The following is a 24,794-nucleotide window of genomic DNA, read 5'->3' as shown; positions in this document are numbered from 1 at the left end:
AGCGACAACCGCGCCAACTAGTTTAGCCTTCATTAGTAGAAATCGTCTCAGTTCTAGCTTGCTACTGTTTCCACAATTTAATACTTCATCAATAACACGCTATTAGCATGGGTAGCGCATCTAGTTTCTTACCTAGTGGATGCAGACTAATAGTTCATCAAATAGTTGAATTCTTCAAGAGACTGTGGAAATGGCATAGTCAGAACCCACATGAATCTGAGAATACAAAATCAGAAGATGCTCCCTCTAACTGCACTTCTAATCCAGTAAATCGGTGCAACTATGTGACCACCAATGACGACGCTCCAGATGAATTAGGTGGGGTGTGTTGTTGGCGCAAGACTTGGAATGAAACGAACTATTGTATTTGGCACGCAGAAGAATATGGTAAACCAAATGAGGAACTTGTAGATGCGCGATCGAATCAGCCTGAACGGATTGACAAAGCTTATCTTTGCGGAATAACTCCTGGGAATAAAATTAGTTTCAAAGATTGTACCTTATGGAAAGCGGATTTTAATCCATCAAGGCTCTCAGACGCGAACTTTGTTGGTTGCTATCTCCACGGGGCGGATTTCACGGGCACTCATATAGATGGTGCTAACTTCACAGATTGTCATGCTGATCACGCTGATTTTCAGAATATCGAGGGAAGAGGGGCATATTTCACGAATGCATCCCTGGCTCACGCGAACTTTTCGACGGAAAATCAAATAGCAGGCGGTTTGGCCTATGCAGAATTTAACAAATCAGACTTATTTGATGCAACATTTCGTAATACCTATCTTCAACAGGCGGACTTCTCTGATTCAAGACTTACACACGTCTCCTTCGTCGATGCAGTACCAGAACAAGCGGATTTCGATGGTGCAGACGTCCGTGACGCAGATTTCACACATAGTAAGTTAGATGGTGCGTATTTCGCTGATGCTCGTATTTCGACCACTACCGATTTTGGAGAGGTGGTAGCGTATGAACGCCTCGCGGACAGGAAAGCTGAGAACAGTTCTCCTGTAGCTAAATTAATATTGGATATTCAACGACTCATCTCATTCATCTTATATTCTCCGTATTTATGGCTCAGAAGACGGTTCGATAGTGAGTCAAAGAAGTATCGGCATCAATTCCCCTTACACATACTATCATATTATAGTAAAATACCAGGGGCCCTTCCAAGCCCGCCGCATATAGATCGGAATCGTGACCTGAGTGACTCGGCATCAGAATTGGTTTTTGATACAGAGGGTAAATTGCTTCAGCCCATAATACAGTATGCTGAAAACAGACTGCGTGCTGCCTGGCGATTCTATAATCGACTGTCCCCAGAGATAGCATTTCAAAGCGACGACAAACGAGAGTTGAAGGCCGCAGAACGGACTTATCGCAATTATCAATCAATTTTAGATGGAACGCCACAAAGAGATGCGAAACTTAATTTCAGCCTGCGTGAAAAAGCTGCACGACGAAAGTTGGCATGGTCGTCTGGAGATGTATGGCAATGGTTGAAATTGTCGTTAGCTCGTTGGACTACATACCATGGAGAAAGCCCTTGGAGACTTGGGATTTTATCAGGCGCGATTATCGGCATTTTTTCTTTGCTGTATCCATACTACGGTCTCCTCGTAAGAACAGGAGATGGAGAATCATGTCAGGTTGCCTATGATGCCTCCACAAGTATATGGTCAACCTTTGGTAAGAGCCTGTATTTCAGCATAACCTCGTTTATATATCCTGGATATGGGGAGGTTCAACCCATCGGTGCCGCAGAATATTTGGCGATCACAGAAACTCTACTTGGAGCTATCGTGGTTGCTCTACTCGTCTTCGTCTTAGGACGAAGAGCTGCTCATTAGACTAACGCTTTCTATTGGGAGTTTTTATCAAGTAATAACCAAAACAAAGGAGATGACTCGCTAACTACGTCATTATACTCGAGGATCGTTGCGAACTAACAGTTCTACTGCGGCGCCAAATTCCGGTCCAGGCCGAATCATATTGTCTTCGAAGTCGATAACATCGTGCTCAGAGAGGAGGGGGAGATGACGGCGACGAAGAGTCTGCCGAACGTCATCGTAATCCGGATTTTGATCGGAACGTTCATCGATGTAGTCTCGAAGATTCTGTGCAAGTTGTCGAAGCGACATCTCTCTGTTCGGAGCAGCTAGTACCTGCCGTACGACGTGCTGTCGGCGGGAATTTGTCCATAACTTGGCTTTATCAGCGATAACCTCGGCACTGTTATCGAAGTACCGTTGGTCCTTGCCAAGCGGGCCAGTCCTGTCTTGTTTATCTTCGTCATCAGAGGTCATCGGACCCCTCCTGCTTTGAGTTCTTTTGACTACGATACGTCCAACTTCGAACGTAGGATTCAGGACGTGTGCGTACGTATCGGATCATGCGGTCGGTCTAGTCTGACCGCATCGAGGTTAGAGCACCCACGAGCCAGCGTGGGTCGCTCGCCTCATTCGAGACGAGTATTCCCCGACGCGGTTCAAGATGGCTTGAGGGATAGAAGCCCCATAACTAGTGGGATGTTCGTTCAGTAGACCACTTTTCACATCGATTCTTGAACGAATTCAGGTGTGACCCGCTCTCGGTTTTCCTCAATAGCAGAGTCCAGCACGCGGCTACAGATAGCCAGGGCCTGGCGAACGTTACCCTGAGAACGTTGTAGAATCACGTCCAACGCTTCATCAGTAAACGGGTCTATTGAAGAATCTTCGTTTAGCCCATTGCGCTCTCGGCTGAGGTAGTCTGATACCAGATCGTTCAGATGCTCGTTTGTGAGGGGTTTCAGAGCGACCTCCTCTCCGATTCGCTCGCTAAAAGCATGATACTCACTCATGATGTCTTGCCAGACTTCGGGAGCACAGCCAAACAACATACACAGCCCGGAACTATTCTGGTCCATCAGATGTCGAATACTGTTGAGCGTAGCCTGCTCGTTTTTTGGGCTGAGACGGGCGATACTCTCGAACTCGTCGACGAAAACGAATACGCCAGTGTAACCGAGCTCAAGTAGCATATTCTTGAAAGCGGTAAACGCCCGGACGCCCATGGTATCGTCATCGAGTGCGCTGTGGATCTCCATCTCCTTGCGCTGCTCATACCGGATGCCCTCTGCGGTCAACCACTGCCAAGCATAGAGGTTGGTGTCTTCGTACACCATGTGAACGATTGCGCGAGCAAAGTCGGCAAAGTGAGTCACATCGCTTAACCGTCGGACTGCCTCCGGGACGATCTCAGAGAGAAGGACGTCTCCCTCATCGATGAGCGATTTCATTGCGCTCGCGCTAATTGGATTTGCATCCGTGACATCATGAGCAACCGAGGCGAGGTACTCGTAGGCCAACTCTTGGACTCGATTGAAACCTAGGTCGTACACGAACTCATGATAGATGTCGAGAAAGCCCTCTCCCGGTTGAGCGACGTACCCAACGACGACATCGTCACGGTCTCGTAACAGTGACCGGGTATATTTGAGCGTATGCGACTTTCCGTTGCCGTATTTACCAGTGATAACAAGATGCTTGGACTTTCCAGTCGAAAGCATCGTGGAGACTGTGGAGCTAATCTTTTCGGAGACGTGTTGTTGTCCACAGTATATTTCGGGGTCCTCTGCGGGAACCGGGCTATACGGAAACGGATTGGCCTCGAGACCGTACTGTGAGTAGTCTTGCTGTTCGTCTGAAATATCGAATGCGTCGGACATTATGTATCCCCTTGGTGGAACGTGATGTCGCGGTCGTGGACCGCGAGGTAGTAGTATTGTTTATCGTACAATTCAACGCCAGACATCACCTGCTGGGTCGACTGCGACGTGGAGACCAACGTTCCCTCATCCGCTAAGGAAATCCGCTTGATCCCGAGAGCGGAATCTTTAGCCTCCGTATCCATCGGAGCTCCCGAAAGCTCGAGTTTGCCGACGTTCTGCTGACAGAGAGCGGCTAGCGCCTCATCGAAACCCGCACGTGAACATCCGACTCGTTCACAGACTTCCTCCCGAAGTTGCGGTATCGATAGATAGCGCTGTCGCAAATCTACGCCTGCTGTCTGTTCGAGGTGGTCATAAGCGTCAAGCACCACGAAAGGGAAGTTGTCCGGAATGCTGGATTCGCTGGTCAAATAGTAGCTACCAGTGAAGGCATTCCGCTGAACGCGGCCTAATCGTTCGGCCCAGTCACCGACGACCTCTATGCCGGTCTGGTTGAAGGAATAGGGTGTATACTTCTGGTCTTCTTCCAGGCTCTCCAGAAGGGTATCGAGGTCTGTCGGTTCGAGCTGCTCCAAAACCTCGAGAAATGCTCCGTAGTGAGGACTACGAGTCGCGAGGATTGAACTTACTTGTTGCCAGTCCTCATCCCGAATCGCCTCTAAGAATGCTTCACCGATAGCAGTGGTCTCGTAATAGGAATCGTCATCGGACTCGCGTTCGTCCAGAAGATCGATACGTTTCGCTTCCAGAATCGTTTCCCGCGCTCGCCGATGACTTACATCGAGGGGAGTCTCGAGATCCTCCGTCGCTTTCTCTTCGTCTTCACAGGCGTCTGTGAGTTCGACCAGACGACTCAGTGTGACTGGACGGATTGTCGCTCGTTCGTCACTCATGTCAGCCTCCTCACTTGCTGTTTTGCGGTCTCATAGGCCCGTCTAGTAACTTCATTACCCTGGAAGCGAAGATCGAGATAATTCTCGATGTCTCGATCGGACTCAGCTATGTATTTAAATCGTCGAAGTTCCGTTGCAAGCGCCCAGAGGTTATGCTGAGTGAGCGCAGTTCGATCTTCCCGGATGTCTTCCAAACTCTGTTGCCCACAGGTCGGACAGGGGCAAGGCAACCGATCTAAGTCCTCAATGTTGTGGAGTTCTTCCCCTCCAAAACCAGGTATCAAGTAGTTGCGATTGCCGGCGCTTCTGATGAACGCTGACGAGTCGAAACTATCGACACCGAGATAAAGTAAAAGTGGTTGATAGACTAATCCACCGAGGCCATAGACGTGTAGATGTTTCTCCGTCGCATTTCTTGCAGCCAGTACCAGCTTTGTTACCTTTTTGTAGTCTGTCCGGATCGGGACCATACTCCCGAGTGCGTATCCATCAAAATCTCCGTGGTTCTCCAGGTACTGGATATTGTTCCGAATCGTTTCTGGATCGTACCCGTGAACGCTCGCAAAGAGTAGAGCATCGCCAGTATGGAGATCACTTGCCTCGAGAGCAAACTCGATGCTTCGGTCGATACGCCGTTGATTCTCTGCTGCACGGTTTTCTCTGGACAAAGGGATGTCAATTGTCCCGTGTATGTCGCTATCTAATTTCTGTTGAGTTTTGATCGTCTTTTCCGGCGTAGTGTCGATCTCCTGTTCCGAAAAATCGAATCCACCGCTATCAGCGAAGATGATGGTGTCTTCTGGAACGTTCATCTCTTCGCGGAGGGTCACACCATTCGTTAGCCGATTCCACATCGGGTCCCGGTTCCGTATCGATCGAGCGTTAATCATCGCCGCGGAAAACTCCGGGATAGTGCCGACGTACTTGGGAGTGTTATCACTCGATCGCTTCCCCACGTTCCTAACTGGGAAGAGAACTGGTGTATCCAGTTCTCCGTGGGGCAGATCGAGTTTCCGTTGTCTGTACAGCATCCCTCCCGCTCGGATAGGCTGTTATCTTACTTAGATAATGGGGCGATAGACGGTCAGATGAGGTGAAGTGTAGAGGTCCGCCTTAGTAATTTCTCGTCTAATACTTCTCGAAGGCAATCTGAGTCGGTTCCTCTTCTACACGACGACAGAGACCCTCAATCGCTTCTGGTTCTAGTGATTCGACACTGTCTATACGGTTTGCGAAATTCTTCATGTAGTGTCCTTTCAATCCGACCACAATTGTGCCGTGGTTCTTCGCGTCTTCTGTGCGCGCAGGTACTGACACGATGTTATCGAACTGGTCGTCGACGAGTTCCCGGTTGAAGACGACTCCAATACGGTCAGAACGAACGTTCTGGACCATATTATCGATGTCAATGCTGGTGTAGTAATCCTTCCCGAGAGTGAAGAAGACTACATCGTAGTCTGATTCGTTCAGCACCTGCTCTAAGTCGGCCTGAATGCTGAGTTGTTTAGATCGCTCCCTGATGTCGGCAACGCCCATCGAGCTGAACGTCACTTCGTATGGTGGCAACGGTTCGTCCTCGGAAACGAGGCCGAAGCCTGCACTTATGAAGTACCGCTCGACATCGTGACCTTCTCCTTTGAGTCGTCTAACCGCTTCCTTCACGAACTCCTGCTGTCGGCCCGTGTAGAGATCCTTGGCGTTGATTCCGGGAACATTATCGCGCTCCAAGAGCTCTTCTCTCGAGAATTGGAGCGTCTCTTTATCATCGAAGACGGGTGCACCTTCGGGGATGTCCTTCGAGCCAGAACATTGGTCGATAACCAAAATGTCGAGCCCATCCTGGACGTTGATTTTGGGTGGGTGAGGCAGGAAGTCATCCCCAGCTATATAATTCTCTCCGCACGCTTCCAAAGCATTCTGGCGCAGTTTCGATGGATCTTGGAACGTCTGGATTGTGCAGTTGCTTTCCTCCACGGCATCTACGATGTGCTCGTCGATTTCTCCGTCAGGTGTGTGGAGGAACACCTTCTGGTATCGCTCTGCTTGCTGGCCAAGGTTTTCAGCCATGCGACTCCGGGCAAGCGAAACGCCGGCGGGGGTCTCGTCCCACCATTCCCGTACACCGCCGGCGTTCAAAACGCCAACTTCGGCAACTGGGAGATCATGCACCTGCTGCCAGAAGTCAGGATGCTCGGCTCGAAGGTAGTCTTCGATAGTTTCGTAGCCGTTCAGAGATGCTGTACCTCGAGTTCCGATGAGGATTTTCGGTAGTTCGTCGGTGAACTCGTCGTAGAACCGTCGGGTGTTATGGAATCCACGTCGACGGTTGCGGTCGTTACCACGGAAGATACAGACCTCGATACTGTTCTCGGTACAGATCGAGCAATCGCACTTCTCCCAAGGTCGGTTTTGCAGTGTACGCTGGTACTCTTCTAAGAGGTCTTCGTCGCCGATCCACGTCGCATAATCTCGAACGACGGTCCAAATCGCGTCATAAGTAGTTTCAGGATCGTCGTTTTCAAGGATGGTAGTCATACGCGGGAAAGGCTCGAACTCCTGCTGTGCGACGGTTAGTAGATCAGAATACTCTTCGAAGCTAACCGGGTCTTCGGGATCGTCTTTCCGAAGAAGTTTGACCAGCTTTCCTCGAAGATTGTCGCTGAAGCTTGCTTGGAGCTCTCGGGCGTACTCGAAATCGTCTCTAAAAGCGGTTTCAACTTCTTGGAGTAGCGAAGCGTCGTATTGCTCGTCGTGACGGTGTTCACGTAGATATTCTCTAGTGGCTGGAAGGACCTTTTCTGCTTTCTTCTCCCACTCATAGAGCGCGTCAACGATGGGTTCCTCAGAATCGAAGGCTCTCAACGCAACTAGCGTCTCGCGGCCTCGAAGGGACTTCTCCACGGCCTCTGCAAGAGAATCGCGGTTAGATGGGTAACGAACCCGAATCGCGTCGTATCGCTCGTTGTTGTCAAGCCGGTAATTCTGCCCTCCTGTCCATGCCGAACGGAGCATACTCGCACTATCGAAACTGGACATCCCCGATCGACCGACCGTCTCGAATCCTTCGCTCTTCGCAAACCCGAAGACGTGCGAGTCAATGCGAGTGTTATTCTCGCGTTCAAACTCCTTTACAGTCTTTCCGACGCCCTTCACGATTTGCCTGACGTCGTGGATGGGACTGCCAGCGACGCCACCGATACCGAGATAATCGTATCCAATATCGAGCACTTCTTCCGTGGCCTCGATATACGTCTCGGGGTTCCAGCCCTGGATCGCTACCATTAGCCGGAACGGGTAGTTACCTCGGTGGTACAGGTCGTACATCTCCTGAGCGTTCCGGAGAGTAAGCTCGTAGCGGAATGCTGCGTCGTCCTCTCGGTACACCGCTCTGGGATCACGAGCCAATCGCGCAAGTACCGTATCGACGTCACCTTGGAAGTCTTCTGGAGCAAAGGCCTCGACCTCCTTCTTTGATTGAGTACAGATGGACGGTTCGTACTCCTCGACGTAAGTAGGCCATTCGTTGGGCCACTCGTCGACCATCAAATCGACGACGTCAGTCAGTGCGTCTGGGATGTCACTCTTCTTGAAATCGGTATGGAAGGCGCGTTCGTCGAGGTACAGACGACCCTTGTCTTTCCCCGAACCCAAAACGAGGTGATCGATAGTAACGCCGACTGTGACCTCCAGCGTTTCGTAGAAGTCAAGCATCTCGGCATTCCCGTACGGAGGGAACGGGAGTGACTTGTAGCCCCACGCGCCGCAGTCGCTGATCGTAGGAAGCCATTCTGGAACGGACAACACCGGGTCATCGTAGACCCCGTACTCGGCGAGACGATTTGCTTTGCGAGTCGTCTCTTCAACTTGTTCACGCGAAATTAGCACGCCATCGATCGGGGTTGTGTCGCGCTCGAAAATATCCCAGATGTAATCTAGATCCCGCTCCTGACGGTCGAGAGTAGAGAGTTCGTCGTGTCGGAAATCGTAGTGGGAATCGACCGCGTCGTCCCACTCAGGAACGTAAAATCTCACAGATTCTATTCACCGTCTTACGCTAAGTTGGTTCCTCCTTATGAATCTCCCTTTCCGCTTCGTCGAAGTGTAGTTCCGGAACGGATGAAAATATTATCACGATAGGACGCGTCCATCCCAAGGCGAGTTTTCTCGAGGAGACGACCAACTCTCCCAAAATAGCTACTTGCTTGACACTCGCTGAGCCGATTTACCCACGGTTAAGACGATTCTCGCCCTACACGTTCTTGACGCGCGGCGGTCCACAGAAGTGGGCCCGGTGCGGAGACACCGAACCCGCGCTGTCTGGAGCAGACAGCATGTACATAATTGAGGACGATTCGCAAAAGTCCGACGATGGAATAGTAGACGCAACTATCGAAGTGCTCTCAACGGGGGTGGAAAAGAATGGCAGCTACGAGTGACGTCGACACCCGACCAGCTCAGATTCACGAACTCCTCGGCAACGAACGGCGTAACCTGCTCATTCGTACCTCTCTCTGTTCGAGGAGAACGCCTCCGTAACAGTCCGTCACATCGCGAGGGTCATTCGAGGGATAGAGACCGGAACGCCGCCCACACAGGTCAGTACAGGCGATTACGAATCAGCCTACAACGGACTGATCCAAACGCACCTTCCGAAACTCAGCGCGAGGGGCTTGATTGAGTACGATGAATCAGCGAAAGAGGTAGTAGTAACTACCCGTCTCCAGAGGTACGCATCGATCTCTGTGCTCGCTCAACTCGCTATCTCGGTCTAAAGTCTCCTCTTCAGAATAAAGCCAGTCACCAGTCTATGCGGCCAATATCTTTATCTCTTGACCGCGTTTGGTCCAGTGGACGACGGCCTACCGCGTAGTGGGATGCGTGGTATGCTCTGAAATTACGTCGTCCCCACCTGGGAAGCTTGGGAGTTGCCATCCTCCATCGGTGGCACGAACTTCCCTTTTGAAATAGTGACACAGCGCCGCCAAAGTAGCCGGTATTAATTTGTGTGAACACAGAACACTCAACCATCCCAAGAATCTCTCAGTCAACCACGCTGGAACAAGTTGAACACATTCTCGGGAGTGGATCTGGGATCCTTGATTTTGCAGTTGAAGGCGAGAATGACTACTACACGTGGGAGGATGGTGAAGATGCGAATTGGGAGATAGAGGACGTTGACTGCGTCAAAAACGTTGAAGAAGATCGGTTCATCATGTTCCCTGAAGGAGATTCATTCACGTGTGAGGTCGAAACCGAAGAGGATGGGAGTCGAGTTCGCTGCTGGTGCGAATGACCAGTTTTGTACGAGTTGGCTCTGATGAATCACTGGGCAGCGGCGACTTTCGGTAGGAAACCACGTCGCTCAAGGCGTCACGCTGGAACACTCTTGTGTGCAATCTCGAAGGATCCGTGTTGGCGAACCAATTAGACGTTCTCACGATGACTCCAACACACTAGACACCTTGCAGTATGGCGATTCGCCAGAACCTACGAGTTAATAATAGCAGTGGGGTCTGAAAACGCAGAAATAACAGATGGAGTTCAATTTGGTGGCCAATAGTGTATGTAGATTTATGTAAAGCTGACAAACATCCTAATGCCAGAATTTTCATACGATACCTCTTGCCACGTCCCCCAATTCTCAAGGAATGTGTGCAACCTGCCCACATTAGGATAATCCGTCAAACTATTCCGAGCGTGAATTAAATTTGGGTTATAAAAACTATCTCATATGTAGTGGGTTACCTAGCACATGTCTGATTTTGAATATTGTGTTTCGGATTTCGTCTTGCGATTTCTGGAACTCTGTGGGCAATCTGCCCACATTACAGTAAAAATTCTCTCATAATGTGTACCAAGTGTGCTGCATAATAGTGATATTATTTATAATACGGAGGATGATACACAGAATATCATTTGGATGATTTCAGAGTCGTCTCGACGGCCTGCGATTTTTAGACCGATGTGGGCAGTTTGCACACATTTATGTTATCCCGAGAAGCTATATTTGTCACCAGCACCGTCTTTCGGTAGTTTCAGCGAGAAACAAAATTCTAAATCCTATTTCGGTTCCTGTAAACCTCTTAGAAAGTGTGAGGTCAGCAATGGCGAAAATCGACGAAACCTCTCACGCTTTCTCTCGCCATTAGATGAGATATTATCGTTTCTAATGCGCTTATATAGCAAAAATGGAGTCGTGAGGGTGGTTTTGAGTCCGTAAGAACCCATGCCTATGAGCCATTAAGGCGACGAACCGACTGAGCCAACTTGCGAAGAACTTCAGCCGCCAGTTGGGCTATCTACATATTTGCACCACTTGTATACCAACGTATGTTTCTTAGGCAGGGGTCCGAATGCGCCTTTCAGGCCGAACAAGTCTAGCTATAGTACGTTGGTACTAGCTGGTGACCGGGAATCTCTTGCAACCGCTCAATCGATAATTCGTCAGCCGCCGAGATGTCCCACACGATGTCGAAGAATTCGATCGCGGCATCGACAAACTGCGTTCGTTCGGTGTAGATCCCACATTCGGGGTTCCAGTCGTAACTGTTTTCCATGAAATTCGCAGACCCGAGGAGCGCCGCCCCTTCCTCCGGTGCACCGACCGTCTGGAGTTTGCCATGAATCCCGATCTCATTGAGGTCGCGGAAGTCCATATCGGGCGTCACATGCTGATGTTTCTTGAACCGCGAATAGGTACGCACCGTCACTCGATCACGATGTTCTTTGATCTCGCTCAGCAGGTTTCGTTGAAGCCGCCGCCACTCCCAGGGTTCCTTCGTATGGCGAGTGAGCAAACGCAACTCGAAGCCATGTTCGAGAAGACGACGAATCTGGGCCACATACTCATTGAACGTATCGTCGTCGAACGGTGTCATGATGCGCAAAACCTTGTCCTCGATGTCGCGCTCGAGGCCGAGGCTGAACAAGCGGTCGGTCATTGCAGTGTACGATTCCAGTCCCGACGAGCGCCTCTCATGCCAGCGGCGGAGACGCGCCCGTTCTCTGCCGAGTCCTCGTGAGTCTCCGACGTAGGCGTCCATCTTCTGTTCTCCGAGAGCGTCCGGATCGACGAGCGTGTAGGTGAAGTAGGTCGGCGCGATCGCCCCGCTGTCGATCGACTCGTAGTCTTGAACCACCATTGACTCGGTCGCAACGGGATCTGGTGGGAGTGACACCGTCTCTTGAGAGAGGGTGTCGATACGACTCTGAAGGTCCGAACAGCGTTCTACGAGGTGTTTCGTGTATTCGTCTCGTACAGCCTCGACATCGACAGCTTCTGGTACGGTCTCAAATTCGACGAGGCCATCGCTGACCTCACACTCCACTCCCGGAACTGATGAAAGTGCTTGGTAGAGAGAGTACGGTGTTACGCTCGGCCACCGCTCAGTAACGAAGTGCACGTCGAACGTCGCCAGGACAGGGTATGCCGCAACAGTAGCGACGACTTTGAGAGCTGCCTCCCGTTCATCAGCGCTAAGATCCGCATCTTCCGACACATCGTCGAGTCCGACCGACTGGTCCGTGTTGACTCTCTCTAAGTCGGCCTCAGTTGATGGCACCAGCAGTGACCGTACCTGGTCGAATTCGTCCTTGTATTCCTGCCGCTGGTTACGGACTGCGTCTTCGACTTCCGTTTCATCGACTGTGATCGCTTCCGTATTGGCGAGGTTTGCTACCTCGGCCATCTCCAGTTCTCCCTTCGTCGGAGTTGTTCCAATCAACCGCTGCACGAGGTCTTCTAGACAGGCTGCGTCCGCAGACTCGAAGACGCAAGAGAAGATGTCGCGATAGGATTCTGCAATAACGGTCTCAGTAGACATTGTCTGCTGGGCCGACAACGAACTGCCGATCCGTTCTCGATTGAGGTCGACGCTGTCGGGATAGATAGTCATGAACCCGAGTGACCCTAAGAGGGGAGCGAGAACGGTCTCATCCCACTCGTCGGCGAGCAGGCTGTCGAGTTCGCGTCTCGGGACGTTGTCCTCCTCGATCTCGTTGCACGAGCGAAGCACCATCTCAGCTGGCTGAAGCCGAGCGACAGTAGCTGTTCGGATGAACGGCTGTGGCTCGTCCGAGATTAGCACTACCATTCCCAGTAGGGAAATGGTGCCGTTGTCGACGAGACCGAGTTCGTCGAGCAGCCACTCGTGTATCGAGATGACGGGATCGCGGCCTCGTTCGTCATTCGTTCTGACTATTTCAGTCCGAACGTGCGGTTCGAGCCGTTCCTGTATCGAGTCCCCAGTTGCTTTTGCAGCAAGTGCAGAGTACATGCTCTCCGCTGAAAGCGCCCAGAGGCGCTCAGGCGACTGCGTTCGGAGTTCGTTCGCGGCGTTGAGTGGCTTACTCATCTTTCCTCGATTCGAGGTGAAGGTCGTGAGACAGCAGGTCTAGCAGTTCGTCCTTCGCAAACGATTCGGGGTCGTTCTGCTCTACACACCCATACTGGTAGAGGCAGAACGGACATCCGTTCTCACAGTTGCACTTCGACTCATCCGGCGAAAACGCCTCACGCATGAGTTCGACGGCGCGTTCGAACTTCTCCCCATCATCTTGGGTCAGCAGCACGGTGATACCGCTTCCGCCCTCGTCGGAGTCGTAGACCAGCGTTCCTTCGTCCTCAATGGATTCGGGAACCTGCCTGACGCTAACGCCACCGATGTACTGGAGTGCGACTCGGAGGCCGTGAGCGAAGCCGTGTTCGAGTTCTTCGCTATCGAAGCGTACTCGGGCCGCCTTCGTAGAGAACTTCGTTGCAGGCCGGACAGCCTCGCTCTCATCGACGGGATGTTCGACGTTGTTCGTACAGTATGCCGAGTCTCCCGTTTTTGCGATTGCTCCGTTACACCCCTCGACACCGCACATCTCGAATACGTTCGGTAACGGATCCGCTCCACCGTCCTTGTAGGTCGCCCAGTATTTGCTCGCCGAGGCGAGTAGCGTGACGTCACCGTACTCGAACTGTCCGTGGACGGTCCCGTTTTCGTCGACGATGTCCCGGGAGAACGTCGCCTCGAACGAATCGCCTGCATCGGTTTCGACGGGAGCGTACGTGCTCTGGGGTTCCGTATCGTTCTGGTAGACCGTCGAGGGTTGAAGTTGCTGGGTACTCGGCGTCGAACTGAGCGGGAGATCGTGCTGGTACGCAATCACTCTTTCCGGGACCTGAGTGACGAGCGGCTTCAGTCGCGTCCCGCACGACTCGCAGTTGGAAGTGTCGCTATCGTACTCGGAAGCACACGTCGGACAGATAGCCGCATCTTCGAGGTCGTCAGTGATGCGTGCGGATTCCAGTGGCTCCCAGTACACCTGTGTCACGACGTAAGTCTCGCTGTCGTAGAGATACGCAGCACCAGGATGGAGTTCAGAGAGAGCGATGCGGCGCTCGCGTGACCCGTCGCTGACGTGCTCGAAGTCTTCACCGACGAGTTGGTAATCGACCGAGCTACCAACCGACCGCAATCCGAACGCAGCAGGACTCTCCCGGTTCAGATAGCTACCGAAGTCCATGTCCTCGAGTCGGTCGAGATAGTCGTTCAGTTGGTCGAGTTGACGCTCGACCTGCTCTCGCTGTTCTCGTAGGCGGCGCTTTTCGTCGCGGTCGCGAGTGTTCCGTTCTTCTCGCCGTAGATCGCTTACTTCCTCGTCAAGTTCATCGATGTCGTCGTAGATGTTGTCTTGCTGGTCGCGATAGAGATCGACGATAGTCTCCTCGAAGCTCTGTTTGTCCTCGGTTCCGGCGAGGATCCCTTCGACGATGTCCCCATGCTTATCGAGAACCGACTCGACGACACCGTCACAGTCGTTACGCTGACACTCCCCGCCGTAGCCAGCGGCGTGCTTTCGTCCACACGCTGAACAAACGCTGAACGACAGGAGGTCCTCCAACCACTGCTCGATTTCGTCCCGGTTCTCGTCGAGAAGCCTCCGAAGTGCTTCGAGCGGAGCATCATCGTTCCAACTCTGGACCTGGAAGTTCGTGGACGAAAGCACCCCGGTGAACGTCATCACGTCGTTCGGTCGGGGCTCCGTTCGCGGTACTGGCTCGTTGTCACAGACGATGAGGTCTTCGAGACCGCTCTGTTCGCGGCGCCATGGGACCCATCGGGTCGTCGCAGCCCAGTCGAGGACGGCCCACGAAAGCGACTGGTGGAGCACTTCGTGGTTCACCTCGTTGAGCGGAACCTGCTGGGGGTCGGCCGCGATGAGTTCCTCTGGGTGTTCGTGGTAGTAGTAATCGATGGGGTTCCGCTGGCTGACCGAGTGAATGAGGGAATTGCCCGAAGCCCGACCCGCACGGCCGATTCGCTGAAGATACGAGTTGGCGTTCGGCGGGGTCCCGTACAGGAGGAGCGTGTTGAGGTCGCCGATGTCGACACCTAACTCCATCGCCGGCCCAGACGAGAGGAAGTGTGGATACCGCCCCTGTCGGAACTGGTACTCCAGTTTTCGCCGCTCGTCGCGATCGGTCTCACCGTAGTATGCCCGCGCGAGCAACATCATCGGGTCGGACGTCGAAACCTGTTGAGCAGTCAGGGAGTAGTGGGAGTGAGAGAACTCCGACCGGTCCTCTATCGTCGTTCCGAACTCGATGACATCATCCGGTGCGAGCCCTAGAGTGACTTCGAGCGAGGTCGCGTATTCCTCTTGGCTCGGACTGTAGTTCGTCGGCGTCTCGTTGTCGACGACAGCACATTCGACCGCATCTTCGTCGACCATGACGTACCGACTTCCATCCTCTTCGACGCGACGTAGAATACCGCGATCGACGAGGGAATCGAGATGATCGTGTCCGTCCTCGATCTCGTCCACCAGATTTGGCTCGTAATGGTGGTTTTGACCGATTGCCTCTACGAGTAACTCACGTTCGCCCTCGCTGAGTTCGTCAATTTCGGCGTCCAGTCGAACGTCGACCAGCCCCTCGTCGCTAAGCTGGTTACTGCGGTAACGCTGACTGTACTTCCCTTCAAAGACGCGAGACAGCAATTCTTCCGTCAGGTATTCGTCGACCGACTGGTCGTAGCCGGTCAGATGTTCGTACATCCGCGGGGCGTTACCGTCCTTACCGACTAATTGCCCTTCGTACTGGTGAGCATCGTCTACTCCACACTCCACGACGTCGGACAGTGTTGCCCAACCCGATTTGTCAGCCTCCGAACTGACGCTATCTACGAACAACTGGTCGAAGAAGAACGACTCTTCGGGTTCGCGGAAGTTCCGCTCGAGTTCCTTCATGTCGGACTGGCTGTCCGCGAACGAGAGCATCTTCGATTCTCCGAAGGTACTGGAATCGTCACGATCTGCCAGTGAACGCAACAAATAGCGCCCGCTCGTCACAGCAGCATTGGCCGGACCACGGAGCATCGAGTCGTATCGCCGGTTCTTCGCGTAGGTTTCTCGCCGATCTTCGTGGTAACACGGCAGTCCGCCGGGGAAGTTACTCGCTTCCCTGATTCGTCCGTTATCGTCTACCATCCGAAAGTTCCCGTAGCCCTTCGCCCGGCGGCTAATCTCGGGATCGTCGCAGTTGCAGTTGTGTGGACCGTTAGGAAGGAACTCGTGCCCGCAGGACTGACACTCGTCGACCATGTTGATGTCGAACAGCGCGGATCGAACGAGTTTCCGTTTATTGCAACTGCACGACGCGGGTGGATTACCGAAATACACTTCGTCGCACCCGGGGTCGCTGCACGTCCATCCGAGGAACCGTTTGGGTGTGAGTTCGCCGTCACAGTCGTCCGTAGTGCACTCCTGACCCTCCGGATCTTCGTAGACTTCTCCACACTCGGTGCAATACTGAACATCTTCGTCTGCAAGCGGCTCTAACGCAGTGGAACGGCAGGAATGACATTCGGGTTCCCGTGCTTCCTCGACCGTGAGTTCGCCGTCACAGTCTGGGTTGGTGCAGACGTGCTTCTCCATCGAATCGTCGAGGACCATCGAGGCGTCGCAGTCGGGACAGTCATGCTGGTGGTCAATCTTCTGACGCTTGCCACAGTCCGTACACTCGTAGTACGGTCGCCAGTAAACTCGAACCATCTCCGGTGTTTCGCCGTCGATGGTCTCACACTGACATTCTCTCCGTTGGAAATACTCGAAACGGCCTTCTTCCGACGTGACGGTATGAGGTGCGAGGCGCTCACAGTTCGGACAGAACCACGATTCAAGCGACTCTTCACCACACTCGTTACACAACGAGAGTTTCGTCACGAAGTGGTGGCCGCACTCAGTACAGGACGACTGCGGGGTGTCGTAGACTGTCCCACAGTTAATACACGTGTAGTAACCGTCGAGCGGCCAGCTGAACAAGTGGGCGCGGCGCTCGAGAATGCCCGACACCTCGCCGATAGTCATGAAGTTCGCTACGACTGTCTCCGCCTGGGACTCAGAAAGCCCAGCCTCGTCGATCAGGCGGCCCCGAAGACCGACTGGCCGAAGTGGGGTCTCACGGAGCGCCGCGTAGATCCCGCGGACGAACTCAAGGGGCCCACCTTCGTCCTCAACTAAATGTTCGTAGAGCGCATCATCAACGTCCTCACTACCATCCTTTACGGCAGCGGCGTCAAGTGCTTGCCTCGCGGCATCGGTGTCCCCGGCACGTAACTCCTCTTCGCTCATTTCTGCCGAAACAAATTCGTCGGGGATGTCGACGGGGAACGGTGCGTCGAGGGTACGCTCGTCTTCTTCGACAACTTCGATGTCAGGGTCGACGAACGGATTGATGCGCTGGAAGACCGTCCGTTTGTTCTCCACGGTCGCCGACGCACCAACGATGGTGAGATCGTCGTCTGCCTCACTTTCGTACCCGTTGAGTTCCTGTCGCTCCCGGATATACCGTCGCATGAGCGTCGACGTGAACGAACCGAAGAGTTCGGAATACTCGTGGATCTCATCGAACACGAAGTATTTCGGCTCGGCGACGAACCGCTGCTGTTCCTCATCACCGTTGACGTTGAAGAGTCTGTAGTTGATCGTGTCCGGGTTTGTTAACAGGATGTCCGCTGGTGATTCGACGATGGCGTCACGGGTGACCTTGATGAAATCGAAGGTGAGATCGTCTTCATGTTCCACCATCGGCTCAACGACGAATGAGTCGTCGTCACGCTGGCGGACCGTCAGTGACGAGTCACACTCGTCGCACGGACAGTCGAAGTATTGGAACGTGGTCTGGAGGTACGCGAGCTCGTCGGGATCACGACGCTTGGTGTCGCCGTCGTAGATACCGACGGTCACTTGCTCGTCCGGCAATCGATCGCGGTTGAGCGTGAAGAGGTAATCGATCAATCGCTTCAACTGGTCCTGTGCGAGTGCTTTTGTCGGGTATGTGAGGACGCACTTGACACTGTCCGGTGGATGGTCGTTGTGCTGGCCCGCTTTTGCCTCAGTAATGAACTGGAGGATGGGGATGAGCCATCCCTCGGTCTTTCCCCGACCCGTACTTGCGGTCAGGAGCGTGTGGTGGTCCTCGAGAACCGATTCGACCGCTGACTCCTGAAATTCATACAGCGATCGGAACCCGGCCTCAGAGAACGTTTCGGTGACATCGTCGTGGAGGCCATGGTTGCTGGCGAACGTCTCCCAAGAGGTGTCGCTCATCCGTGGAAGGTCCAGCACCTGGAGGTAGGGTCCCTTCGTCCGGATGAACTCAGGAAGGTCGTCCTCCAGTGACTCGCCAGACCCGTCGTGGTACCGCGAGACGAGGTTCTTGACGGCTCGCTGTGGCTGGGAGCCGGCGTAGTGTTCAGCGTACGATTCGCGCATCGAGTTCGCGAGTTCGAGTGGGTCGAAATCCATCGGTGGCAATTTGTGTGGGATGTTGGTCAGTCGGTGAGCTGTTCGTCGATTTCGTGGTTCGTGATCGGCTGAATGATCACGCTACCGTTGGCGAGGATGTCTCGAAGACGTTCTCGGTCGAACGACCGCTGGTCGTTTCTGATGTCACAGCCGTATTGGTAGAGACAGGACGGACACCCGTTCTCGCAGTCACAGTCGAACTGATCGCACATAAGCCCGACTGCACGGTGGAAGGCCCGGAACTCTCCGTCCGTCCGTTCGAAGAGGAGTCGCGCGACGTCGGATCCTCCCTCTTGAGACTCGAAGACGTATACATGATCCTCGCCGACATATTCGGCGAGGTCACGAATGTTGACGCCGCCGAGGTATTGCAGCGCAACTCGGAGGCCGTGAGCCAACGTGTGCGACAGGTCGCGGTCGTTGAGGTCAACTCGGACACCCTGAGTGTCGTACTGGTATCCAAGGCGAATGAACTCGGAGTCAGCACCGCGGCCGTTAGGGAAGTGGTCGGGGTCGGCACTGCACCGACGTTCGTCGTCATCGTCACGATAGATGACGCCTGGACAGTTCTCTTCACCGCATACCTCGAAGGATGTCGGCCTCGGATCAGCCTCACCGGACTTGTACTTCGTCTTGTAGCCCTTCGTGTGCAGCAGAACCGAGTAATCGCCGTACTCGATCGTCCCGAGAGGATCGCCATCGGCATCCTGGAGTTCGAACGTCCGTTCAGAGTCGAACTCGAGTATCGATGTCTCCCGCTCGGCGTACGTGTTCTGGATCGGTTTGTTCGGTTCGTCGTGGAGATAGCGTGCTTCATCACCCTCTGCGGTCAGTTTAAGGTTGTCGTGGTAGGCATCGACCGAATCGAGTACCGCCAGTCGGCGTCGCTTGAGCGGTACATCGTTATCGCAATCACACCCGTCAGCGTCAAGATCGTGCGAGGTGTGGCACGCCGGACAGACGAGTTCCTCGGCCAGGTGATCTCCGTCGACGGCTTCGCTCACGGTATCACGGAGATCCGAGCTGGCCTTGTCGTCGAGTCGGACGCGCGAGACGGTGTACGTCTCCCCGCCGTCAAGGTAGGCGGCACCGGGGTGGAGTTCTGAGAGCGCCATCTGCATCGCGCGGCCACTCCCCTGATCGCCGACGTTCCGGCGGTTGTACCCTTCGTCGACCAGGGACAGACCGGCCGTCGTGGCGACGCTCCGCATCGAGAAGTCGTATTTGCTTTCACGGGACTCTCTGAGGAAGTCGAAGTAGCTCGCACCACCCAGATCAGAGAGGTAGTCCTCGAGAACCTCAATGCGGTCCTTGAGGCCCCGGCGTTTGCGCATGATGCGTGCCCTTTCGTCTGACTCGGCCCGCTGCTGGTCACGACGCAACCGAGAGTTACGTCGTTTCAGATCGGACAACTCACTTTCCAGCCCCCGTTTGTATTCGCGGTATCCAGTGATGTAGCGCTCGTCAAAGTTCGCGAGAACGTCGTTGACAAGGTGGCCGAACTCGCTCTGAGCGTGCAGGATTTCTCCATCACAGTCACTGTTGGCACACGTTTCGCGGTCGTCGTCAGTAGCATACCGTCGCTCACATTCTTCGCAGTAGCGGTAGTCGAGGAGAGATTCAAGGTAGTCGGCGATGTCTCGTTCATAGTCGTCGACGACTTCGCCGAGTACGTCGAGTTTTGAGTCGTCGCTGCCGAGCGACAGCGTGTCGGCACCGAGGGACATCACGTGGGTAAGTTTACTGGCGTCGTCACGTTCGCTCTCGTCGAGCATGCTCCGACGGTGATAGGTATCTCCACCATCGATCGACCGCGCGCGACCGTGTCGACTGACGTCCCACGGAATGGTGAAGTTAGCCGCCACGTAGTCGAAGATCGCCCACGACAGCGAAACGCGTAGGACCTCCTCGTTGTGTTCGTTGAGCGGTACTGGAGTCGGGTCGGTGTCGATGAGTTCGTCCGGGTGGTCGTAGTAGTAGTAGTCGATCGGGTTGCGCTGACTGACCGAGTGAACCATCGAAGAATGGGAGCTACGCCCTGCACGCCCGACCCGCTGGAGGTACGCGTTCATGTTCGGCGGCGTCCCATATAGAAGGAGTGCGTCGAGGTCGCCGATGTCGACCCCGAGTTCCATCGTCGGTCCCGAAGAGAGGTGGTGGGGGTAGTTCTCCTCGCGGAAGAGGTACTCTAACTCCCGACGCTTGCGCTTATTCGTCGCCCCGAGATACTCCTCAGAGATGAGAATCCGCGTCTCTGAGTATTCGGCACGGTGGGCACGCTGTGTGAACCGGGGATGGGAGGTTGAGGCACGTTCGGCGAGCGACGTTCCGGACTGAACAGTGGACTGCGTATCCAGACCAAACTGGTGCTGGAGCGTCGTGTAGTACCGCTCAGTATCAGGGTCGAACCGAATACCATCACCGTCGCCTGCAACCGTAACAGCGAGCGCCGACGGATCGAACGAGACGTAGTCATCAGAGTGCCCGTAGGAGAGGATATTTCGGTCGACCAGTTCGTCGACGACTGCTTCGGCGGGCCTGTCGGGACTTGGATGGTCGAAGTTTGCGACACGATAGTCATTGCCATCGTCGGCGAGTTCGCGGACGATAGCGCGTTCATCACCATCGAGTTCGTCGAGACCTGGGACAAAGCGGACATCGAGCAGTCCTTCTTCGGTGAGGGAGCCGTCCCGCTCGCCCAAACGCTGGCTGTAGGTGTGTTCGAGTGCGCGTCGGGTGAGTCGATCCCGAAGCGCGTCATCGTCGTCCCAGCGCTTTCGGGGCTGATCTTTCAATCGTGACTTCAGGTCAAACTCGACACTCCTCGCGACTCGCGGCGGTTCCAGTGCATCGTTTACCTCGTCGACGATGTTCGCCGCGTCCTCGAGGACTTGATTAAACGGTGTCCAGTCGTTCCCGTCATTACGGGACGACGCACTTTCGATTAACAGTTGATCAAGAAGGGTCTCGACCTCTGGTTCCGAGAAGTCACGACTGAGCTCCTTCATGTCACGATGAGAGTCAGCGAACGACAGGAGCTTCGCCGCCTGTTGGCCCTCCTCGTCCGCGACGCGGCGCAACATGTACTGCGAGGTGGTCACCGCGAGGTTGCTCGGACCTCGCATCAGTTCGTCGAACCGGCGGTCAATCTCGTACCGGGCATACGGATGCGGGCACGGGACAGCCGACGGCTGCGAACTCATCGTGTGAATCCACCCACTGGTGTCGATCGTCTTGTAGGCCTGATGGTGGCCGGTCCGCGGATGGATGTCCGGATCGTCACAGTTGCAACCCTCGTCGCCGAGGAATGCCGTCTCACACGAACGGCAGTGGTGGTCGTCGTGAATCTCGAAGAGTCCGCGCTTTACGAACGACGATGAGCCACAGTCGCATTGATCGGGGGAATCATCGAAGAGGACCCGGCTACAATCGTCGCTCCCACAGACCCAGGGAAGGAACCTCGTCGAGGTGAGTGAGGAACCACAATCGACACACTGGTCAGGGGCCTGCTCGGGGTGTTCGTAAGTCGCGCCACATTCCGGGCAATCGAATCGATTCGCAACAGTAGCTAGTCCGAAGTCGGTCCCGTCACAGCTGTCGCAGACTCGCTCGATCTCGTGAGCCGACTCACACTTCGGATTAACGCAGGTGAACGTCTCATCGTCGGTCCTGACGGTCTTGGAACCGCACTCGGGACAGTCACGGGTCGTCGTTCGCTCGGTTCGGAGTCCACAGTCGAGGCACTCGAGGAACGGCTGGAACGTCGTACGAACCATCTGGACGACATCGTCGCGCGCTTCCTCACATCGGCGGCAGACGTGTTCCTCGTCTTGGTCGATCGTCCCGTGTTCGGTCGGCGTGTACGGCTCTAGTTGGTCGCAGCCTGGACAGTACCATCCGACAAGGTGTTCGTCGCTACAGTGTCGGCAGTAGGTAGAGCGCGTGACGAAGTCGAATCCACACTCGTTACAGTCGTCCTGTGGGGAGCGGTACGTTGCGTCACACGATGGACACGTATAGAAGCCGTCGATCGGCCAAGAGAACACGTGACTTCGGTTCTCCAGCATGCCGGAAAACTCACCGAGGGTCCGGACGTTCGACACCAGTTTCGATGCTTCATCGGTGTCGAGATTCAGCGTCGTCGCTAACTCGTCGTGTAGCTGGGACCGTGTGAGCGGCTCGTCGTACAGCAACTGGTGAACGTAGCGAACGACCTGTGCGCCGGGGTCGTCCCTGGCTTCAGTGAGATAATCGAAGAGGGCGTCACTCGCTAGCGTCTCCCGGCGGTCACGGTCGTAACTCGATGCATCCTCCAGCGTGTAGTCGAACGCATCGAGGCCCGGAACAACGTCGTCCGGCGCGGCCGTCGCACGTAGAATGCGGTCGACGGACAGACTGTGTGACGTTAGCTCTTCCGGAACATCGTCCGGAATCTCCCCATCGAGGTCGCGTGGTGACTCACTCACCTGTTTGACGTCGACGGCACCGCTAACCTTCTGGAACAACTCGACGTCGTTCTCGACGGTCGCACTGCTCGCAATGAGTTGCAAGTCGTCGAGGCCGCGTTCCTCGCGGAGCGACTGGATTCGCTTCATCAGCGTCGACGTGTAGCTCCCGAACAGGCCGTCGTAGGTGTGGACCTCGTCGAAGACGAGGAACTCGGGTTCGTAGACGAACCGCTCGTGTTCGTCTTCGGCGTTAGTGTTGATGAGTCGGTAGTTGATCGTGTCCGGGTTGGTGAGCAGGATGTCAACGCCGTTCTCGAGGATGTCGTTCTTCGTTAGCCGCAGGAAATCGAGCGGAACGTCGTGCGGATCGTCGTCTTCACAGTGCGCTTTCTCTGGGATGAGCTTGAACCGAGCGCCGGTGTTTCGGATCCGGACGCCACCACCGCAGTCCTGGCACTTGTCGAGTTCGTCGTTGTACCCTGGACACTCGAAGTGTCGGAACGTCGCATTGAGGTATCCCTCGGAACCAGATTCACCGACGTTCCGTGGTGTGTCTCCGTCGTAGATGCCGACCGTTATCTGTTGCTCCGATGTCAGTTGCTTGTTGATCAGATAGAGGTACTGGAGGAGGCGCTTCAGCTGGTCCTGTGCGAGCGCCTTCGTCGGGTAGATGAGCGTGGCCTTGACGCTTGTGCCGTCGCCATCCTCGCCGTACCGCTTGTCTTCGAGGATACGGTTGAGGATGGGGATGAGCCACGCTTCGGTCTTTCCTCGCCCCGTTGCGGCGGTGATGACGGTGTCGTCACCGTCGAGGATGGCCTCGATGCTGCGCTCCTGAAAGTCGTAGAGCCGCTCGAAGCCGATCTTTGTGAAGGCACGACGGATGTGTGGCTCGAGACGTGCCGACCGGGCGAAGGCCTCCCACGAACGGCCGCTCCAGTTCGGGATGTCGAGCGCCTGAAGGTACGGTCCGCGCATCCCCGTGAGGTCGTCCTCGCCGTCGACGAGTCGGTTGGCGACGCTGCGCGCTGCTCGCCCACCACGACCGATGAAGTAGTCGTGGTAGGCCTCTTGCATCTGTTCCGCGCGGGCGACGGGGTCTTTCATGGTTAGAGACTCAGTTCGACCGCCGATTCGAGTTCGTCGACGCGCTTCATCTCCTCGAGAGAGTCGAGGGAGACGTCAGCTAGCGTGAGTTGCTGAGACTTGCTGAGCGTCTTCACGTCCTCAACAGTCGAGTCGGAGAGGTCGTGTTTCTCTTGGAAATCCTCGAAGCTCTGGAGCGACTGGTGTTCCTCCCAGTTGCTGACTGCGTTTTCCCACTTGGACACGAATGCTGAACCTGTGCCGGTCGGCTTCATTAGCTTCCGGTTTAGGAGCTTGTGCATGTGGTTAAGCGTGCGCGAGAAGTCGCCATTCTGGCCCCCCAGAATCTTCTGGAGTTCCTCGGCAGCGTTGACCTTCTCGTTCCACTCATCCTGCTCGGTCTCAAGTTCGCCCTCGATGGTCTCTCTGACGTTATCGACTTGCCGCTTCGCTGACTGAATCTGCTGAATTTGCTTTTGGACCTCGGAGGTCAACTGAACCTCGAGATCGCTCTGGTCCTCGTCCGAGTCGAGATCAGCTTCGTCATCGCCCACTTCGCCACTCTGAACATTCTCCAGCAGATCGTCCTGTGTCGTCTTGACTGCCTTCTCAGCGGCCTGTACGGCACTGCTGGTCATCGTCGGGGCAGAACCGTCGAAGGCCTGCTCGAGTACGGTCTTATAGTACCGTAGGTCTTCGAGACTTTCGACGAGATCGTCAAGTTCCCCGTTGACCTCGCTAATGTTGTGCCGCGCCACCGAGACGTGGAACTGGGTGTTCTCCGCCTGCTTGTGCTCCTTGGCCTTGTCTTCGAGCGCCCTGACGACCGTAGGTAGTGACTGAGTGCTGGACATT

12 protein-coding genes are annotated in these 24,794 nt (G+C 54.7%); 3 read left to right on the top strand and 9 right to left on the bottom strand.

Annotation, left to right across the window (positions count from 1 at the left end; all coding sequences use genetic code 11):
• The first annotated feature begins 284 nt into the window (after nt 1-284).
• Nucleotides 285-1,853: a pentapeptide repeat-containing protein gene (locus FGF80_RS12305; RefSeq protein WP_175417030.1), complete on the top strand. Its 1,569-nt coding sequence runs from the start codon at nt 285-287 to the stop codon at nt 1,851-1,853.
• 72 nt (nt 1,854-1,925) lie between these two features.
• On the opposite strand, the gene FGF80_RS12300 is transcribed toward FGF80_RS12305, so the two are convergent.
• The 5 genes from FGF80_RS12300 to FGF80_RS12280 all read right to left on the bottom strand — a co-directional run bounded on the left by FGF80_RS12300 (nt 1,926) and on the right by FGF80_RS12280 (nt 8,640).
• Entirely contained in the window at nt 1,926-2,309 is a 384-nt protein-coding gene (locus tag FGF80_RS12300; RefSeq protein WP_138654314.1) for a DUF7344 domain-containing protein, read from the bottom strand.
• Nucleotides 2,310-2,554: 245 nt separating this feature from the next.
• Complete coding sequence (locus FGF80_RS12295; protein ID WP_138654312.1) at nt 2,555-3,712, bottom strand: BREX system ATP-binding domain-containing protein; 1,158 nt, start codon at nt 3,710-3,712, stop codon at nt 2,555-2,557.
• Nucleotides 3,712-4,608: a hypothetical protein gene (locus FGF80_RS12290; RefSeq protein WP_138654310.1), complete on the bottom strand. Its 897-nt coding sequence runs from the start codon at nt 4,606-4,608 to the stop codon at nt 3,712-3,714. Before FGF80_RS12290 ends, FGF80_RS12295 begins: the two co-directional genes overlap by 1 nt.
• Nucleotides 4,605-5,639, bottom strand: coding sequence for a tRNA-guanine transglycosylase (locus FGF80_RS12285; RefSeq protein ID WP_138654308.1), 1,035 nt, complete (start codon nt 5,637-5,639; stop codon nt 4,605-4,607). Before FGF80_RS12285 ends, FGF80_RS12290 begins: the two co-directional genes overlap by 4 nt.
• 97 nt (nt 5,640-5,736) lie before the next feature.
• Nucleotides 5,737-8,640, bottom strand: coding sequence for a DNA ligase-like domain-containing protein (locus tag FGF80_RS12280; protein WP_138654306.1), 2,904 nt, complete (start codon nt 8,638-8,640; stop codon nt 5,737-5,739).
• A gap of 479 nt (nt 8,641-9,119) precedes the next feature.
• On the opposite strand from FGF80_RS12280, the gene FGF80_RS20000 reads away from it, so the two are divergent.
• On the top strand, nt 9,120-9,380 hold the full coding sequence (locus FGF80_RS20000; RefSeq protein ID WP_455429715.1) for a DUF7344 domain-containing protein: 261 nt from the start codon (nt 9,120-9,122) through the stop codon (nt 9,378-9,380).
• Nucleotides 9,381-9,613: 233 nt separating this feature from the next.
• The gene (locus FGF80_RS12275) at nt 9,614-9,901 is read left to right on the top strand and encodes a hypothetical protein (RefSeq protein WP_238705284.1); all 288 of its coding nucleotides are present in this window, start codon (nt 9,614-9,616) and stop codon (nt 9,899-9,901) included.
• A 1,084-nt stretch (nt 9,902-10,985) separates the two neighbouring features.
• Here FGF80_RS12275 and FGF80_RS12270 read toward each other — a convergent pair.
• Genes FGF80_RS12270 through FGF80_RS12255 form a run of 4 tightly spaced genes read right to left on the bottom strand, consistent with a single transcriptional unit; the run spans nt 10,986 to nt 24,793 of the window.
• Nucleotides 10,986-12,962, bottom strand: a complete 1,977-nt coding sequence (locus tag FGF80_RS12270; protein ID WP_138654304.1) for a phospholipase D-like domain-containing protein — start codon at nt 12,960-12,962, stop codon at nt 10,986-10,988.
• A complete protein-coding gene (locus tag FGF80_RS12265) occupies nt 12,955-18,405 on the bottom strand; it encodes a DEAD/DEAH box helicase (RefSeq protein ID WP_138654302.1) in 5,451 nt (1,816 codons plus the stop codon). The genes FGF80_RS12270 and FGF80_RS12265 overlap by 8 nt, the downstream gene beginning before the upstream one ends.
• A 26-nt stretch (nt 18,406-18,431) precedes the next feature.
• Nucleotides 18,432-23,960, bottom strand: a complete 5,529-nt coding sequence (locus tag FGF80_RS12260; RefSeq protein ID WP_138654300.1) for a DEAD/DEAH box helicase — start codon at nt 23,958-23,960, stop codon at nt 18,432-18,434.
• A 2-nt stretch (nt 23,961-23,962) separates the two neighbouring features.
• Nucleotides 23,963-24,793 (bottom strand): hypothetical protein, encoded by an 831-nt coding sequence (locus tag FGF80_RS12255; RefSeq protein WP_138654298.1) that lies wholly within the window; start codon nt 24,791-24,793, stop codon nt 23,963-23,965.
• Between the last annotated feature and the right edge of the window lies 1 nt (nt 24,794).

This window comes from Natrinema pallidum, from assembly GCF_005890195.1.
Taxonomy (GTDB): Archaea; Halobacteriota; Halobacteria; order Halobacteriales; family Natrialbaceae; genus Natrinema; species Natrinema pallidum.
The sequence above is the reverse complement of the archived record's forward strand: the minus strand, read 5'-3'. Positions and strand labels throughout refer to the sequence as shown.

Bases quoted from the DNA above. Each gene is read 5' to 3' on its own strand.
- FGF80_RS12260 (WP_138654300.1), bottom strand. From the start codon at position 23,960: ATGAAAGACCCCGTCGCCCGCGCGGAACAGATGCAAGAGGCCTACCAC.
- FGF80_RS12295 (WP_138654312.1), bottom strand. From the start codon at position 3,712: ATGTCCGACGCATTCGATATTTCAGACGAACAGCAAGACTACTCACAG.
- FGF80_RS12255 (WP_138654298.1), bottom strand. From the start codon at position 24,793: ATGTCCAGCACTCAGTCACTACCTACGGTCGTCAGGGCGCTCGAAGAC.
- FGF80_RS12290 (WP_138654310.1), bottom strand. From the start codon at position 4,608: ATGAGTGACGAACGAGCGACAATCCGTCCAGTCACACTGAGTCGTCTG.
- FGF80_RS12300 (WP_138654314.1), bottom strand. From the start codon at position 2,309: ATGACCTCTGATGACGAAGATAAACAAGACAGGACTGGCCCGCTTGGC.
- FGF80_RS12265 (WP_138654302.1), bottom strand. From the start codon at position 18,405: ATGGATTTCGACCCACTCGAACTCGCGAACTCGATGCGCGAATCGTAC.
- FGF80_RS12270 (WP_138654304.1), bottom strand. From the start codon at position 12,962: ATGAGTAAGCCACTCAACGCCGCGAACGAACTCCGAACGCAGTCGCCT.
- FGF80_RS12285 (WP_138654308.1), bottom strand. From the start codon at position 5,639: ATGCTGTACAGACAACGGAAACTCGATCTGCCCCACGGAGAACTGGAT.